The 16,610-nt window shown below is 54.0% G+C and carries 13 protein-coding genes; 11 read left to right on the forward strand and 2 right to left on the reverse strand.

Translation table 11 applies throughout. The features are described 5' to 3' along the window. Positions 1–42: 42 nt before the first annotated feature. On the reverse strand, positions 43–387 hold the full coding sequence (locus KIH86_RS12275; RefSeq protein ID WP_223086235.1) for a hypothetical protein: 345 nt from the start codon (positions 385–387) through the stop codon (positions 43–45). Positions 388–394: 7 nt separating this feature from the next. Then, complete coding sequence (locus KIH86_RS12280) at positions 395–1,336, reverse strand: DUF1385 domain-containing protein (protein WP_407672273.1); 942 nt, start codon at positions 1,334–1,336, stop codon at positions 395–397. Between the two features lie 222 nt (positions 1,337–1,558). On the opposite strand from KIH86_RS12280, the gene KIH86_RS12285 reads away from it, so the two are divergent. From KIH86_RS12285 to KIH86_RS12335, 11 genes are all read left to right on the forward strand, one after another. Then, entirely contained in the window at positions 1,559–2,050 is a 492-nt protein-coding gene (locus KIH86_RS12285; protein ID WP_223086237.1) for a YqhR family membrane protein, read from the forward strand. A gap of 106 nt (positions 2,051–2,156) precedes the next feature. Next, the gene (locus KIH86_RS12290; protein WP_223086238.1) at positions 2,157–3,227 is read left to right on the forward strand and encodes a M24 family metallopeptidase; all 1,071 of its coding nucleotides are present in this window, start codon (positions 2,157–2,159) and stop codon (positions 3,225–3,227) included. Between the two features lie 94 nt (positions 3,228–3,321). Next, positions 3,322–3,879, forward strand: coding sequence for an elongation factor P (gene efp, locus KIH86_RS12295; protein WP_223086239.1), 558 nt, complete (start codon positions 3,322–3,324; stop codon positions 3,877–3,879). A gap of 393 nt (positions 3,880–4,272) precedes the next feature. Next, on the forward strand, positions 4,273–4,719 hold the full coding sequence (locus tag KIH86_RS12300) for a hypothetical protein (RefSeq protein WP_223086240.1): 447 nt from the start codon (positions 4,273–4,275) through the stop codon (positions 4,717–4,719). 11 nt (positions 4,720–4,730) lie between these two features. Beyond that, the gene (locus KIH86_RS12305) at positions 4,731–5,339 is read left to right on the forward strand and encodes a hypothetical protein (RefSeq protein ID WP_223086241.1); all 609 of its coding nucleotides are present in this window, start codon (positions 4,731–4,733) and stop codon (positions 5,337–5,339) included. Then, positions 5,332–6,168: an energy-coupling factor transporter ATPase gene (locus tag KIH86_RS12310; RefSeq protein WP_223086242.1), complete on the forward strand. Its 837-nt coding sequence runs from the start codon at positions 5,332–5,334 to the stop codon at positions 6,166–6,168. The genes KIH86_RS12305 and KIH86_RS12310 overlap by 8 nt, the downstream gene beginning before the upstream one ends. Next, positions 6,150–7,040: an ATP-binding cassette domain-containing protein gene (locus KIH86_RS12315; RefSeq protein WP_223086243.1), complete on the forward strand. Its 891-nt coding sequence runs from the start codon at positions 6,150–6,152 to the stop codon at positions 7,038–7,040. The genes KIH86_RS12310 and KIH86_RS12315 overlap by 19 nt, the downstream gene beginning before the upstream one ends. Next, positions 7,006–7,797 (forward strand): energy-coupling factor transporter transmembrane component T family protein, encoded by a 792-nt coding sequence (locus KIH86_RS12320; protein ID WP_223086244.1) that lies wholly within the window; start codon positions 7,006–7,008, stop codon positions 7,795–7,797. The genes KIH86_RS12315 and KIH86_RS12320 overlap by 35 nt, the downstream gene beginning before the upstream one ends. Positions 7,798–7,833: 36 nt before the next feature. Beyond that, complete coding sequence (locus KIH86_RS12325) at positions 7,834–8,964, forward strand: Ig-like domain-containing protein (protein WP_223086245.1); 1,131 nt, start codon at positions 7,834–7,836, stop codon at positions 8,962–8,964. A 188-nt stretch (positions 8,965–9,152) separates the two neighbouring features. Beyond that, positions 9,153–10,373, forward strand: a complete 1,221-nt coding sequence (locus tag KIH86_RS12330; RefSeq protein WP_223086246.1) for a fibronectin type III domain-containing protein — start codon at positions 9,153–9,155, stop codon at positions 10,371–10,373. A gap of 178 nt (positions 10,374–10,551) precedes the next feature. Next, the gene (locus KIH86_RS12335) at positions 10,552–16,587 is read left to right on the forward strand and encodes a DUF7948 domain-containing protein (RefSeq protein WP_223110487.1); all 6,036 of its coding nucleotides are present in this window, start codon (positions 10,552–10,554) and stop codon (positions 16,585–16,587) included. Positions 16,588–16,610: the final 23 nt, after the last annotated feature.

Genomic DNA, 16,610 nt, shown 5'->3' on the forward strand with positions numbered 1-16,610 from the left:
CACTCGAATGGAATGTGCCGGACGTCTGTATTCGGACCATAACTAATGGTATTTGGGCAGCTGTTCATCATCATTCTTGCCTTTGCTGCCTTCGATTACCCGGAAGGGATACGTTTTGCGTTTGGCCGCTGTAGGCGGCTGGCTCTTCCGGATTCCGGCAACCTTGGCCATTGTCTTCTGGGAAGGCTTCACCTTGCGGTGCTGGCGTCCTCTGCCCGCCCCCAGCCGGCCCGGCGGATATTTGTACAGCAGAAACAGGAGCAAGATCATAACGACCGGAATAATAAAGCCTTGCAGCGAAGCCAGTCCTCGTTGGAGAAATCCGGACACGAGTCCGATAGCCGCCAGTGTAATAGCGCTCCAAAATATCACAGCATCCCGTTTCATAGGCCACTCATCCTTTCGCAGGGTCCAATATACCTCCGGTTACATTGTCTTGCTGATACCCCTCGGCTTCGATGGCTGCATCCAGCTCACGCATCCGGTTAAAGGAAGCGATGGAGACTTCAACCTGATCGTCCTTTGGTTCCTTGGTAGTGAGCAGCTGAAGCCAGAGCCCGGGATACCCGAGATAGCGCAGCACAGGAATATCGCGGACAGCGTTCGTTCCCTTTAGCACCTCGAAGGAGACACCGATAACGACCGGGAGAAGAATCAGGCGCTGGACGACGCGCTGCACCAGATTGTCCCATGGGGCCAGCGAATAAATAATTACGCCGAGCACAATCGTCAGCATCATAAAGCTGCTTCCGCAGCGGTAATGCAGCCGGCTGTGCTTCTGCACATTCTCGACAGTCAGCTCGTCGCCTGCTTCGAAGGCGCTGATCACCTTATGCTCCGCGCCATGATACTGAAACAGCCTTTTGATGACCGGAGTCTGGGAGATGGCCCACAGATAGACGAGCAGCAGCACGAGCTTGATAGCTCCTTCAATCAGGTTGTGCAGAATGTAGTTGTCGAATGCGTTGCCGAACAAAAATGACTCCACGAATACCGGAACTAGCGTGAAGATGACTTTGCCGATAATGAACGACAGAATCCCCATTACCGCAACCCCCAGCATCATGCCGAGACTCCAGCCTTCATCTTTCTTCTCTTTCTCCTTCTTGGACGCTTCCTCCGGCCCGCCTTCATCCTCGGCATAGGCCTCGGCGGAATAGTTCAAATGCTTTGAGCCTTTGGCGCTGGCATCTATAATACTGACAAGGCCGCGAAGGAGCGGAATCTTGCGCAGCTTCAGAACCCAGCTTTTCTCGCTTCTCGGCACCTCCAAAAATGTGATTTCCTGATTCTTCCGCCTAACGGCCGTCACGTTGACATGCTTGCCGCCGAACATCACGCCTTCGATGACGGCTTGACCGCCGTAGCTCGGAGTTTCCTGGGACAACCAATTCACCTTCCCGCAAAAAAAGTATTGTTTGCTCTATACATTATTATTGTAACGAATTTTTGTTTACTTTTCTACTTGGAACGCCCCGGCTTGTGCATACTATTCTTGAATGTGCAGCCGGATCTCTCCGGATGCCTCCTAAAATGAAAGAGAAACGGGGAGTATACGATGGATAAATCGGGCGGACAGCGGAAGCCGATGACGAATCCGCTGTTTTTTGCGATGGAGACCGGATTTTTCGCCGGTTTGATCTGGGGCGGGGTGCACTGGCTCTTCTACGCCATTCGTTTCACAAAGGTAGTTCCGGGATTTCTCGGCGAACCTTTTTTCAAACATAAATTTCTGCTTACAACGGCCGGGCAGCTCGCAGGCTATCTGCTGTTCATCGGCTTCTCCGTTCTATGTGCAATTCTGTATACCCTGCTGCTCCGTAAAGTTAAGGGCCCATGGATGGGCATGATATACGGAGTTCTGTGGTGGGCGATTCTGTTCCTGACCTTATCATGGCCGCTTCTGCTGCAGCCGCCGTTCAAGCTACCCTGGAATACGGTGATTACGGAGTTCTGTGTCTTTCTGCTATGGGGTCTGTTCATCGGATATACGGCCGCCATTGAATTCACCGACGAGCGAAAGAGAGACTCTAGCTTGGGAACGGCATAACCTGAGGCTTCAAATCCGTATTCAGAGCTGCGCACAAAAAACTTCTCAGCCGCAGGCCTGCTATGCTACAATATAATGTGGCTATTTTCGAGAGGAGAATGTGATTATGGGCAACAACCGGGTCTCCAAACTGCGGAACGTAGTGCAGGATCACGGACTGGATGCGATATTGATTACAAGCGGCATTAATCGCCGCTATTTAAGCGGGTTCACCGGTTCCTCCGGATATGTGCTCATTACGGAAGAGGAAGCCTATCTGCTGACCGATTTCCGTTACATGACCCAGGCTTCCGAGCAGGCGACAGGACTTAAGGTCGTGCAGCATGCGCCCACCTTTGTGGATACCGTGCGTGAACTGCTGCCGAAGAACGGTAATTGCCGGCTCGGCTTCGAGCAGGATGATGTTACCTATGGCTCCTATGCCTCTTACGCCGAAGCGCTGAAGCCGGCAACGCTCGTTCCGGTATCGCAGGCGGTAGAGAAGCTTCGCATGTTCAAGGATGAGGAAGAGCTTGCCGTCATGAGACGCGCGGCCGATCTCGCGGATGATACATTCCGCCATATCCTGAAAGTGATCAAGCCCGGCATGACCGAGCGGGATGTCGATCTGGAAATGGAGTTCTACATGCGCAGCCACGGGGCAACGGCTTCATCATTCGATACGATCGTGGCTTCCGGCGAGCGCTCGGCCATGCCTCACGGCGTAGCCAGCGAGAAAGTGATTCAGAAGGGCGATATCGTAACCTTCGACTTCGGCGCGCTGCTGGACGGCTACTGCTCGGACATCACGCGTACCATCGCCGTCGGCGATCCCGGAGCGAAGCTCAAGGAGATTTACGAGATTGTGCTGGAATCGCAGCTCTATGCGCTTGAGCATATCAAGCCGGGCATGACCGGCCGGGAAGCCGACGCCCTGGCGCGCGATATCATCGCCTCCAAGGGCTACGGCGACGCCTTCGGACACAGCCTGGGCCATGGTCTCGGAATGGAAGTGCATGAATGGCCGCGCCTCTCTATGCGCAGTGATGATGTGCTGAAACCGGGCATGGTCGTTACGGTAGAACCGGGTATTTATGTGCCTGGACTCGGCGGCGTCCGCATCGAAGACGATGTAATCGTCACTGAGACCGGAGTCGAGAGACTGACCCATTCGTCCAAGGAGTACATCGTTCTGTAACTTCTCGGACGGACTCTTGCTTTATGAGCGGGAGAAAGGGTTTAATGTTCTCATAAGAACACGCTATTCAAGTGAATTCAGGAGGGGTTAATTCGTGATTTCTGTTAATGATTTTAAGACAGGCCTGACCGTCGAGGTAGACGGCGATATCTTCACCGTGCTGGACTTCCAGCACGTTAAACCGGGTAAAGGTGCGGCGTTCGTCCGCTCCAAGCTCAAGAACCTGCGCAACGGCAATACCGTTGAACGCACATTCCGCGCCGGCGAAACGATCGGCCGCGCCGTGATCGAGAACCGCGCCGTGCAATACCTGTATGCGAGCGGCTCCGAACATGTATTCATGGACAACCAGACATATGACCAGTTCAGTCTGGAAGCCGACCAGCTGGAATGGGAGCTGAACTTCCTGAAGGAGAACATGACGGTTAACATCGTCAGCTACCAGGGCGAACTGCTCGGCATCAATCTGCCGACAAGCGTGGAGCTGAAAGTTATTGAAACCGAGCCTGGAGTTAAAGGCAACACAGCTCAGGGCGCTACCAAAGCGGCCAAGGTGGAGACCGGTCTGTCGGTTCAGGTTCCGCTCTTCATCAATGAAGACGATGTACTGTTGGTCGATACGCGCGAAGGCAAGTATATCTCCCGCGCATAAGCTTCAGCCTATAAGAACGAATCACCAAAACCCTCGCGTCGCATGACGCGGGGGTTTTTTGTGATGTTTTTTTACTGTAGGCTTCGATCAAACAGATTAGCAGTTGGCAAGATTGGTCAGAATCATGTGATATCGAAGTCAATAAACATCACATGAAAGGCGATAAATGTGAAGTTTCGACAACATTTTCAGAACATTTCATGAATGCAAAAGGAAAAATGTCAAATATTCTCACACACTTTCATAGATTGTTCTTAAATGACGCGAAAATGATCTTGTTGGGGTTAAATATATCTAAATATAATAAATACAGATTAAATTCGGCAATTATCTTGCGATTCAGAAGTGATTATTAATTAAAAATAATCAAACATAACCAAAGGGGGTTCTCGGGTGAAGGGATTGAGACTTCGAATAATCCTTGGCCTGCTGATTGTCATCCTCATTATCCCTGCTGCTTATGGTCTTGAGGCGCTGGACCGCAACAGAGGCTTGAAATCGGGGACCATCATTAAGGTTCAGGATGAAAGCTCGGGTTCTCTGGTGGCGCTTATGGGGATCGATGTTCTGAAGTCGCTGATGGTTCAGCAGTTCCCCAATGACGGATCGGCCGAAGGACCGACGCTGCTGTATGTCATTGGAGCATCAGGACTTAGCGGATACGAGAAGGTGGAGGTCAAGGGCTTGAAAGACGGGGAGAAATATCTCGGAGATAAGAAAGATTTGGACGGGCCTTACGTACTCGCCCTCAATGAGCATGGCACAGCGGATCTTGTCGATACGGAGAAGCCGGAACATATTCTTGTCCGCGACGTGAGTGAGATTAACAAAGTTCAGTAAGGGGGATGGCAATGGAGATTACGCCTGAAGTCAAAGATAACGTCAAGCTGTCGGAGAAGCTCGCCAAAGCTCCGGGCAGGTTCCTGTTCAGACTAGGACTGGCAGATGTGCTGAGATTCACCATGTTTGGAACGATGGTGTCGGTGGTCAATGATGTGACAAGGCTGCCGCTCCAGCTCCCGGGACATACCAGCGTATGGTGGATGGGCCTGCTGATTCTGGGCAAAGGCCTGATCCCGAAGTTCGGCGGAGGGATCATTATGGGAGCCGTGTCCGGAGTGCTTGCCGTTCTCCTGGGGCTTGGCAAGGAGGGCATCTTTATCTTTTTTAAATATTTGGCTCCCGGCTTACTGCTTGATATCATGTCTCCGCTGTTCTTCCATCGTCTCGGCAACCCGTTCGTCGGTGTCATCTGCGGTGCGTTGACCAGTCTCTCGAAGCTGTTAGTGTCGCTGCTGCTCGGTGTGCTGCTTGATCTGCCGATGGGCTTTCTGGCACTGGGCCTCGGTTACTCCTCCCTGACCCATATCGTATTCGGAGCCATAGGCGGTCTGATTGCGTCCATGCTGATTCACCGGTTGAAACCCCGGCTTACCGCCTGGGAGCAGCCCTATGATTGAACTCGATCATGTATCCAGAGCTTTTCGGCTGCCGGACGGAAAAGAGGCCATGATCTTGCATGACATCACATTGTCGATTGGCGCAGGAGAATTCGTGGGGTTGGCAGGGCGGAACGGATCGGGCAAGAGCACGCTGGTCCGCCTGCTTAACGGCTTGCTGCAGCCAACAAGCGGAAGGGTGAGGATCGACGGAATCGAGGTCTCGGACCCTTCGAGACTCATTGAGATCAGGCGCCGGGTAGGCATGGTGTTTCAGCATCCGGATCACCAGATCGTCAGTTCAATTGTGGAAGAGGATGTTGCTTTCGGTCCTGAAAATCTGGGGCTGCCTGCCGAGGAAGTCAGGAGAAGAGTGGATTGGGCTTTATCGGTTACCGGGATGGAGCAGCATCGGTACAAAGATCCGAACCGGTTGTCGGGCGGACAGAAGCAGCGGGTGGCGATCGCCGGGGCGCTTGCGATGCGGCCAAGCTATCTGGTGCTCGATGAACCAACCTCCATGCTGGACCCATGGTGCCGGAGAGAGCTGATGGATACCCTGCATGAAATCAACCGCCAGCTTGGCATGACCATCCTGATGATTTCCCATCATGCCGAAGAGCTGCTGCGGACCGGCCGGCTGATCGTTATGGATCAAGGCACTGTCGAGCGTGACGGGGAGCCGTTTCGTCTGCTGGAGGAGGGATCGCAATTGGGCAAGTGGGGAATGGATATGCCGGATTTGGTTTACCTTCAGCGGGAACTGAGAGCAAGAACTGGAATCGGAGGTGGAGCCTCTGCATCCACTGTGGAAGAAATGGTGGATTGGCTATGCCGGTCATTGAGCTGAGTCACGTAAGCTTCAGGTATGGCGGAGACCGTAAACTCGGGGGTAAAGCCCTGGAAGACATTTCCCTAACTGTGGACAAAGGCGAATTTGTTGCAATTGTGGGGGAGAACGGATCGGGTAAATCGACGCTTGTCCAGCATATGAATGGTCTACTGTGTCCGGATGAGGGCGAGGTGACGGTTCTGGGCGGGAAGACATCGGATGCCCGCCACCGCTCCGGCCTGTGGCGCCGGGTCGGACTGCTGTTTCAATACCCTGAACGTCAATTGTTCGAGGAGACCGTTATCCGGGACGTCTCCTATGGACTTAGGAATATGGGAATCCATGAGTCGGAGGCGGCCGAACGCGCAGCCGAAGCGCTGGCGCTAGCCGGGCTGGATGCAGAAAAGGTCGGCTTTCTCTCCCCGCTTGCGCTCAGCGGCGGGCAGCGGCGGCGGGCCGCTTTTGCCGGAATCCTGGCCATGCGTCCGGAAATCCTCATTCTGGACGAGCCGACGGCAGGTCTTGACGGACCCGGCAGATCGGGGCTGTTGTCTCTGATTAAACGGCTTCAGAAGGAAATGGGCTGTACGGTCGTTATGGTATCCCATAGCATCCGGGAAGCGGGGCTGCTCGCCGACCGATTATTTCTGCTAAGCGGCGGGAAGCTGGCCGCGGCCGGTCAACCCGGCGAGACCCTGGCCGGAATCGGCAGCAACGGATTGGATGAATGCATTTTGCCGGAATACATGCAGGTGCTCTGGAGACTTGCCAAACGCGGTTTTCCGGTAAACCCGCAGGTCGCATCGCGGGAAGAGGCGCTGGAGCAGCTATTGACACTGATACGGGAGGGCGCATATGAGGGGAGCAAGGCTGGGACGATTCAACAATGACGACACCCCGATTCATCGATTGGACCCGCGGACGAAAATTTTGGGCTGTCTGGCGCTGACCTTTATTGTGCTGCTGCGTCCCGAAGCGGCGGAGGTCGCCGGGGCTGCGGTTCTGCTGGCATTGGGCTTTCGCTTGGCGAAGGTGCCGCTCGGGAAAATTCTCCGGGGTCTTCGGGGCTTGTGGATTATGCTGCTCCTGTCGATCGTATTGCAGGCTGTGCTGACGGACGGGCGCCCGCTGTTCTCGGCATTCGGTCTGACGGTTACGGAAGAAGGTCTTATTCGAGGAATGCTGACTTCCTTCCGCCTTGTGATTCTGCTGTTCAGCGCAAGTCTGCTGACGGCGACGACATCGCCGATCAAGCTGGCCTCCGGATTCGAGAAGCTCCTAAACCCGCTGAGCCGTCTTGGGGTGCCTGTCCCCAAATTCGCCATGCTGATCAGCATCGCCCTCCGGTTCATACCGGTAGTGGGCGAAGAGGCAGAGCAGATCGTCATGGCCCAGCGTTCCAGAGGGGCTCCTCTGGAATCCAAGTCCGTGATCGTCCGCATCCGCAGCATGTCGGCTGTTCTGGTACCTCTTCTTGCTTCATCGCTTCAGCGTGCAGGTGAACTGGCAGTCGCGATGGAGAGCCGCTGCTACTGGGGCGGAGCTCATGAGACACGGCTGCGCGGATTGCGCTATGCAAGAGCGGATCGGGTCGTTCAATCGGCCGTCGCCTTGCTTCTGCTTCTATCGGTGCTGCGAAACTGGTAAAACGGATCATCTATAGATAAAAAAGGGGGAATATCCTTGATTCAACACGCTGCCAAGAGGATTACCGTCTGTCTCGCGCTGCTGCTCTTGCTGGTGTGGCCTTCCGCAGCGCCTGTATTCGCGGACAATGGTGACGGCACCGGGCCGTCGGAAGGAACGCCGGGAGCGAAGCCGCTGAACTTCGTTTCGGCTACCCTCGTGAATGGAGGCACAAGCATCATCGATGCTGCGGATGTTCCGCTGCGGCCGAAGATCAGGATAGCTTTTGACAAAAATGTCGTAAACAGTGCGGTGTGGGGAATCAACCGTGAGTGTTTTCTGCTTCTGGACAGCGGCAAGAACCCGGTTCCCGCCGAGGTGACCAAGGTGGACGACAGCATCGATTTCTCACAGCGGCAGATTGTATTCGTTGAGCCGCTTGAAGATTTGAAGCCCGGCGTCGGCTATAGCCTGAAGGTTAAGCCCGAGTTGCTCGCGAAAAACGGGATTTCCACGCTTGGGGGTACAACCTCCGGTAGGGGGATCACGCTGCTGTTCACTACGGTGAAGGCGCAGGCGGCTCCGGCTCAGGAGACGGCAGCCACTCCGGCCGCTGCGGCGAGCGCCAAGCCGGCTGCCAAGCCAAGCGCGGGAACGGCAGTCGCCGCTGCCGCGCCATCGGCCAAGCCGGCCGTGAAGCCATCGGCCGCGGCCTCCGCAGCGGCTTCGCACGCTGCGGCATCTGCGGCGGGCGAAGCGCCGCAGACGACCCCATCGGCCGCGGCGCCAAGCGCGCAGCCGGAGAGCACGCCCGCCGCGTCGCCGTCCGCGGCGGAAGCTTCGCCGTCGGCCGTGGCTTCGGCCGACGGAACGACCCCGCCGAGCGCAGCTCCGGCGGGGGCCGCACCGGCGCCGGCCGCATCGGCGGAGCCGGCCGGCGGGAGTCCGAATCCGGGCGGAGCGGATTCGGGCACGGCGATCACCGGCGAGCAAGCTGCCGGTGGGGATGCCGCCGCGGGCGGCAGCGCGGCGGAAGATACGCCGGCGCTGTCGGAGACCGGCGGCGCGGTGGATTGGCATTGGCGGCTGATGATGGCCGCAGCCGCCGTGCTGCTCGCAGGGTGGTTTATCTGGGAGCGTGTGTCCTATCGCCGGAAACAAGCGAGAGGAAAGCGACCCAAGGAATAATGAATTGAATTGTACTAGCGTGCTAGCGTAAAGATACACCCTCCGCCGTCCGTCCTGACCGGATGGATGGCGGTATAGATATAACTTCAATTCTGGTTCCAGGAGGGGATGCGGTAGTCAATGCTTGTCCGATTGATTCGGGCGGAGAAGTCGCAGTTCAAGTAAATATAAACTTGGGGAGGAAGAACATGTTTACTGGAAAAATCAAAAAATCGGCATTGGTTACTCTATCTTTACTTATTTCGCTTGTAGGCGCGGGTTCTGCGTCGGCATTGAACTTCAATGGTTCGGGCGGCGCAGGCGGCGGCAGCGGCAGTGGAAACAAGGCGCTCAATTTCAACGGCTACAAATTCACGAATACGGATCGCAACAAGCTGTATTTGTACTTTGACAAGACGCTGAGCTCCGCACAGCTCGATGTCAGCCAGTTCAAAGTCAAGGAGCACAGCAGTGCAACAACGGTTGCCGTCAGCAGCAGAGCTTTGTCCACAGGCACCGGATACAGCGGCTGCAGCGACAGCCAATTGGATGTCGGTTCAACGGTCACGCTGACCCTGGCCTCCAACCTGGATTACGACAAGCTGTATGACATTACGTTGAGCTCGACCATCGCGGCGAACAACGGAATTACGCTTGGAAATTATTATCAGCATAATGACATCACATTCCTGATGAAGACACCGACCAACGCAGGTGCCTATACCGGAACACCGGCCGTTACTTTCTTGACGGATGGATCGATTGAAGCCGCTTATGAGTCCAATATTGTTGCGGTGGTTGACCGGCCTATCTCGAATACGAGTACAGTATTGAGCAGCTTAAGCACGAACTTTGTTAATGGCGCCACGACAGTAACCCAGGACAGCACCATTGACGGCACAGCAGTTACCGGTGCGGAAGCATATACGCCGCATGCCAATGATGAACACAATACGTTGTTCTTCCCGCTTACCGGTAAAGGAAACGCCAATATCGCGTACAATCTGGACAGCTCCGGTTCCAACTCCTACACCCTGACTATGCCAAGCTTTACGGATGTGAGCAGCAATTCCTACAGTGGAGGCTCCACATCGTTCGATACCGTCGACAGTGACTTGTCTGCGTGGACCGACGCTGTACCAACAACTTCCGTATCCGGCAGCAATGTCACGGTCAGTTGGTCAGGCAACTCCAACACGAGCATTACCCCTGCGCCATACGGCTATAACGTGTATTACAGCAGTACACCGTTTGGTTTTAACTCGAACTGGACGAAATTGAACGTAAGCATTGTAACAGGCACATCCTTTACGACACCAACATTAGTATCTGGAAGTTATTATTTCCGTGTCGTTCCGATTGACGCAGCTTCTTTCGGGCTTGAATCCGGATTTTCGCTGCCGACGGCCAGCGCGGTAGTGATTCCTTAATGTGGGTTACACGAGCATAACAACAGACTGACTTTTTATTGTCTCTTGAAACAGTGTGACTGACATTACACTGTTTCAAGAGACTCATTAACTATGAAGACATGGCCGTCCCTTCTATCATGGGCTGCGGTCTTTTACATATCGATACAAAGAATAATCATGAATAGGAGTGATGAACATGAAAAAACGAAGTGTGCTGGCAGTGGGCCTGCTCTTTTTTCTGTTGCTGAATACGGCATTTGGCCCGTTCCAGATGTCTGCTTACGTCTCGGCTGAGGAAGCGGGGAGCACAGTACAGGGGAATAACGTCAATTTATCTTCGGAACAGCAGGAAGCATTGGATAAATTACCCATTCCTTTTATCAAAAATGTGGGGCAGATCAGCAACGGGCAAGTTGAGTACTACACCGATACGTTTGCCGGGAGAGTTTTTATCTCAGATAACGGCCTGACCTATAACCTGACATCCACTCAGGAAGACAAAGGGGGATGGGCTCTAAGCGAAACGTTTGCCGGAGGGCGACCGCTGCAGATCAAAGGGCTGAGTCCTTCCTCAACCCAAATGAACGCATTTATGGGGAGCGGCCCAAACGACTGGTTCAAGAACATTCAAGGCTTTAATACGGTAAGTCTCGGAGAGGTGTTCGATCAGATCGAAGTGACCTTGAGAGCATATGGAAGCAATGTGGAGAAGGTGTTTACTGTTGCACCTGGAGGTGATCCTTCACTAATTGCTGTACAGCTCCAGGGGGCTGACGGGATTTCTGTAAATCCTGAGAGGCAGTTGCTCATTCATACCGGGCTCGGAGAAGTCAAACTGACCGCTCCTGTTGCTTATCAGGAGATCGATGGTCAACGAGTGGATGTGCCGGTGAAATATCGGGTTGATGGCGATCGTTACGGATTCACGGTCGGGTCTTACGATAAGACATATCCGCTAATCATCGACCCGCTGCTTGCAGCCACGTTTCTTGGGGGCTCAAACGAAGAAATACTGTACGATATAGCTGTAGATTCGGTTGGAGCAGTATATGTGACCGGTTATTCAACTTCTACTAACTTTCCGTCGAAGCTTGGATTTCAGCCTTTGCTCGCCGGAGAGAAAGACATCATTGTGGCAAAGTTCAACAGCAGTTTAACACATTTGATTGCCTCCACGTTCTTGGGAGGATCAGGGAGCGATACCGGCAGAAATATTAAATTGCTTAACGGTGATGTATATATCGCAGGCACCACTGCATCAACCGATATTCCGCATAATGCAGGGGAGCCGCCCGAAAGCGGAAAAACAAAGATTTATGTGGCCCGATTCAACGGGGCATTAAATGAACTCAAGGACTCCGGAATTATCGATCAATCGGAGAACGTCACTTATTCGGACTTAGCTGTGGCCGATAATGGAGGAGAACCCGAAGTATTCATAGCTGGAACAACGTCGAATGCCGGTTTGGCGACCCCTGGAACTGTTCAATCTCAGATTCCCAGTTCTAAAGCCGGAATCATCTTCAAACTGGATGGCAGTCTGAACAAAAGCGAAGCCACCTATCTCGGAGGAAACGCAAAATCTGGCACCGCTTTTGAACTTAATAGCCTGGATGTCACACCAGACGGACGGATTGTCGCCGCCGGAAGTGCGACTAGCGGGTTTAGCTCTGCTAATAACGGAGGTTTTACGCTTTCTGACGGGGCTTACGATAGTACAGTTGCGGGAACTGGTGCTGATGGATATATTGCCATTCTGAATAACAGTCTTACCGAAGTTACTGCGGGAACTTTTGTAGGGGTCAATGGTACGACAACAGCGCAAAAGAGATCGGTGGAATCCATCGTTGACGTTCAATACGTAACAGATGGAGATGGAGAGGATTACGTATACGCTGTTGGCTCGGGGCAGACCTATGCGGCAGGTGACTTTACAACCGGAGTAGCCATTCCATCCGATGCTGATAGCATATTTATCATCAAGCTATCGGCAGATTTGAAGACTAAGTCCGCAATGACTGTATTTAATGGGAACTCATATGAAGCTCCACATAAAATGACGATCGATTCATCGCATAACCTGTACGTTTCCGGGTATACCACTTCTTCTGACTTGCCTGTCGACGGGCAAATGAGTTATCAGCCATCGTATTCTAATGGTGAGAATGGGTTTATCGCCAAGTTCGATCATAACTTGAATAACACCCGTACCACATATTTCGGTGCGGCGAATGTTCTGTTCCCGACTACACTTGTAGCAGGCGATAATGGAACCTTATATGTTTCCAGTTCAATTACTGATTTACCGCCTTTTAGCGTACCCTCACGAGGCTACCAGACTTCAATGAACTCCGGAGCCAGCTACGAGGGCCTTATCGTCAAGCTTGATTCTGACACACTGTTCGCAGCGGGCGCAGATGCGGAACCGCCCGAATGGAATACGGGTGAGGTAACGGCTACCGATATTGCTCCCGCAGGCCTGACCCTCCATTGGCCCGAAGCGTCGGACAACTCAGGGATTGATGAGTATCTGATCTATTCCCGAAACGTCACATTGGGTGAAGACGTCTACAGACTGCTCGGCAGTGTGTCTGGTTCGATTAATACGTATCAGGTAAGCGGAATGATACCAGGCGATACCTATGCTTTCCAGGTGGAGGCAGTGGATAAGGCGGGGAACTGGACAACTACCCCCGTATATTCAGATCCGATTGCCATTCCAGATTCATTCGCTCCGGTCTGGCCTGCAGGCAGTGCCTTATCGGCCGCTTACACGGATAGCTACGATCATCTGCGACTGACCTGGCCAGCGGCCGAGGACAATGGTACGGTAATTGGATACAAGCTGCTGAAGGACGGGCTGAACGTGACCGGTGCCGTCTATGATTACAGCGTTACAGATGCCGTGTATTACAGTGACATTTATAACCTGAAGAGTGATACGGAATATACTTTCAAAGTTGAAGCAATAGATGATGAAGCGAATTGGGGCCTTGATGGCCCAGAGGTCAAAGTCCGTACACAGAAAGCACCGGATACGACACCACCTTTATGGCCAGGCACAGACCGTCCCAGTATTATTTATACCTCATTAAACAGCACTTTAGTTACGTGGCCGACGGCATCGGATGATGAGGGTGTTGTACAATACCGCGTTTATGTCAACAACTTGACCAACCCTTCGGCTTCATATGAAGCTGTTGTTGACGGACAGACGTTCAACTATGCAATTACTCTGTCCGGAAATGATCATTACATCTTTTCTGTCAGTGCGACAGATGCCGCAGGCAATACGTCTTCATTACTAAAATACGATACTGAAATGTTCGCACAGACAGCACCTTTCGGCAGCGGCGCCGGCAACGGATCGGGCGGCGGCTCCGTGCCAAATCCGTTTATCGTCAGTGAAACCTTAAGTTCGACTTATCAAATGTACAATTCCTTAACAGAGCTCAGCACACCGGTGTCCACGTTCGGGATGTCGGTGGAAGATGCGGTGGACGTGCCGCTGATGCCTACGATCAAAGTGTTCTTCTACAACAACGTTGCAGGTAAGGTTGAGACTAATAAGCAATATTTCAAGCTGTATGAGATTCGCGAGGGTGAACAGTTTGAAGTGCCTGTTGAAGTAACAGCAAGCTCTAATTTTGATGAACGAAGATATTTGTTTGTCACCCCTGCAGAGCCGCTCAAGCTGAACACGAAATATAAGCTGTTCGTCGGCAAAGAGGTTACCTCCAACAACAGCCATACGTTGGGCTATGACAAAGAGGTCTATTTCACAACAACTTCCATTAGTACAGACAAGGTAGTAACAATACCGGGAGGAAAGGCTGCCTATATTGCAATCGGCTCCGAAACTCCGGACGGCACAGTGGTTACGATCCCTTCGGGGGCGGCGAATTCGGCGCTTGATCTGTCTCCGCTGGTTGACCATTCCGGTCAAGAGCCGGTTGCACGCAATCTGCCGGGAATTGACTTAAGAACCACGGTTGCGGATCTGAATCCGGGAAGTCCGGTTCTGGTCACGCTGCCTCACGGCATCAGCCTCACGGGTGGGGCGGGCTGGAACGGCCAGTTCCTGGCGCCAATCTTAATCGATCCGGCCGATACGGGGGTCGTGTTGCCTTCGGATGCGGCTGATGACGCAGTAATTCATTCTGTTGTGGAAATCGGTTCGCGTGAAGTGCCCCTGACCGCAGACCGGGCAGTACGTGTGGTATTCCCGGGCCAAAAGGGTCTTAAGGTCGGCTATTTCCGTGACGGTGTATTTACGAAGATCGACCATCCAATGAGTACTGATAGTCAAAGTGAAGGTGACGCGCTGCCTGCTGGCGGCGACGGAGTTATTACGGTCGGAAGTGATCTGGTCGTCTGGACGAAGCACTTCACTCAGTTTGTGCTTTATGGAGATGCTTCCTGGACGCCAAGTATAGCCCCGACCTGGAACGAGGGGAGCCTGACGGCATCCGATGTCGACACAACTGGAGCGAAGCTGACATGGAGTGGAGCGGTTGACGATTCCGGCGTTGCAGAATACCGGATATACCGGAACGGGGAATTGCTGGCTTCGACTACCGTAACAGAAGCTACTTATACCGTGAGTGGACTGAGCCCGGCTACGACTTATACCTTCAAGGTGGAAGCGGTGGATGCTGAAGGGCTTGAGAGCAGTGACGGTCCGACGGTAAGTGTAACCACACTTGGTGATTCAAGCAATGAAGGAGGCGGCGGTACAGGCACCGGAAATGGAGACGGCAGCGGTACAGGTACCGGAAATGGAGACGGCAGCGGAACAGGCACCGGCAACGGAGACGGCAGCGGAACAGGCACCGGCAACGGAGACGGCAGCGGTACAGGCACCGGCAATGGAGACGGCAGCGGTACAGGTACCGGAAATGGAGACGGCAGCGGAACAGGCACCGGCAACGGAGACGGCAGCGGAACAGGCACCGGCAACGGAGACGGCAGCGGTACAGGCACCGGCAATGGAGACGGCAGCGGTACAGGTACCGGAAATGGAGACGGCAGCGGAACAGGCACCGGCAACGGAGACGGCAGCGGAACAAGCACCGGCAACGGAGACGGCAGCGGTACAGGCACTGGCAGCAGTGGAGGCGGAGGTGGAAGCTTGATTTCCTCGGTGACGAGCGAAACCAGCACGGAAGGCGTGTTTACCGCCGATGACGCATGGCTGAAAAGCGCCCTGAAGAATACAGCTTCTGCTCAGCTTATCATCGACCTGGATGGAACGGCCGCCAAGAACGGCAATAAGACAGTGTCCATTACAGCCGAAACTTTCGCCAAGATTAAGGCAGCGGGCAAGCCGTTAATGATTAAGGATTCCGGTCTGGAATGGATTATTCCGGCGGGCGGTTTGCCGAATGGACAAGCCCTCAAGCTGAATGTCGGAATCCTTGATGTGAATCAGCTATCGTCTGCGGCGGACACCGCCGGAAAGTCGGCCTACCGCCTGAGTGCTTCGGCGGACGGTGTCGAGCTCGCAACTGTCGGCGCTGATGCGCTGATGCGCTTCCCGCTCCCGGATGGAACTCCGGATGCGGACAAGCTGGCGGTCTACACACGGAACTCGTCCGGCAGCGGCTGGACATACGCCGGAGGGCGCCAAACCGGCGGCAAGCTTGTGCTGAAGACAGGGAATACCGGGGTCTTCCTCGTCGCCGAATCGACGCGGACATTCACCGACATTACGAATCACTGGGCGCGGCGCTCCATCGAAATCATGGCGGCGCGGAACATTATTGACGGTGTAGGCAGCGGTCAATTCGCTCCGAACCAGACGATCACCCGTGCGGAATTCGCCGCACTTTTATCGAGAACGCTGGGGCTTGAAGCAGGAAGTCTTAACACATTTAAGGATGTTGCGACGAATGCATGGTACGCCGAAGATGTCGCCAAGGCAGCATCCGCCGGCATCATCAAGGGAGATGGAACTTCCTTCCGTCCAAATGATGTCATCACCCGCCAGGAAATGGCCGTTATGATTATGCGGGCGCTGCAGCGCGCGGGAGTAGCCACACCGGTGAGTAACCCGGCGGCCTTCACCGACCTGTCGGACGTGCAGCCTTGGGCCAAATCAGCGGTAGAAGATGTGTATAGCCTGGGCATTATCCAAGGAAGAACGGACGGCAGCTTTGGACCGGCCGATTCCGCAACACGCGCGGAAGGCGCGGCGATGCTGCTCAAACTGATGGATCGGCTCGAATTGTAACAGACCATGCCGCGAGCCGGCCG

It is taken from the genome of Paenibacillus sinensis (assembly GCF_019904155.1).
Taxonomy (GTDB): domain Bacteria; phylum Bacillota; class Bacilli; order Paenibacillales; family Paenibacillaceae; genus Paenibacillus_AQ; species Paenibacillus_AQ sinensis.

Excerpts from the sequence above, each read along its gene's own strand:
- KIH86_RS12275 (WP_223086235.1), bottom strand. The coding sequence starts at position 387 with ATGAAACGGGATGCTGTGATATTTTGGAGCGCTATTACACTGGCGGCT.
- KIH86_RS12280 (WP_407672273.1), bottom strand. The coding sequence starts at position 1,336 with ATGTTCGGCGGCAAGCATGTCAACGTGACGGCCGTTAGGCGGAAGAAT.
- KIH86_RS12285 (WP_223086237.1), top strand. The coding sequence starts at position 1,559 with ATGGATAAATCGGGCGGACAGCGGAAGCCGATGACGAATCCGCTGTTT.
- KIH86_RS12290 (WP_223086238.1), top strand. The coding sequence starts at position 2,157 with ATGGGCAACAACCGGGTCTCCAAACTGCGGAACGTAGTGCAGGATCAC.
- KIH86_RS12305 (WP_223086241.1), top strand. The coding sequence starts at position 4,731 with ATGGAGATTACGCCTGAAGTCAAAGATAACGTCAAGCTGTCGGAGAAG.
- KIH86_RS12310 (WP_223086242.1), top strand. The coding sequence starts at position 5,332 with ATGATTGAACTCGATCATGTATCCAGAGCTTTTCGGCTGCCGGACGGA.
- KIH86_RS12315 (WP_223086243.1), top strand. The coding sequence starts at position 6,150 with ATGCCGGTCATTGAGCTGAGTCACGTAAGCTTCAGGTATGGCGGAGAC.
- KIH86_RS12320 (WP_223086244.1), top strand. The coding sequence starts at position 7,006 with ATGAGGGGAGCAAGGCTGGGACGATTCAACAATGACGACACCCCGATT.
- KIH86_RS12330 (WP_223086246.1), top strand. The coding sequence starts at position 9,153 with ATGTTTACTGGAAAAATCAAAAAATCGGCATTGGTTACTCTATCTTTA.
- KIH86_RS12335 (WP_223110487.1), top strand. The coding sequence starts at position 10,552 with ATGAAAAAACGAAGTGTGCTGGCAGTGGGCCTGCTCTTTTTTCTGTTG.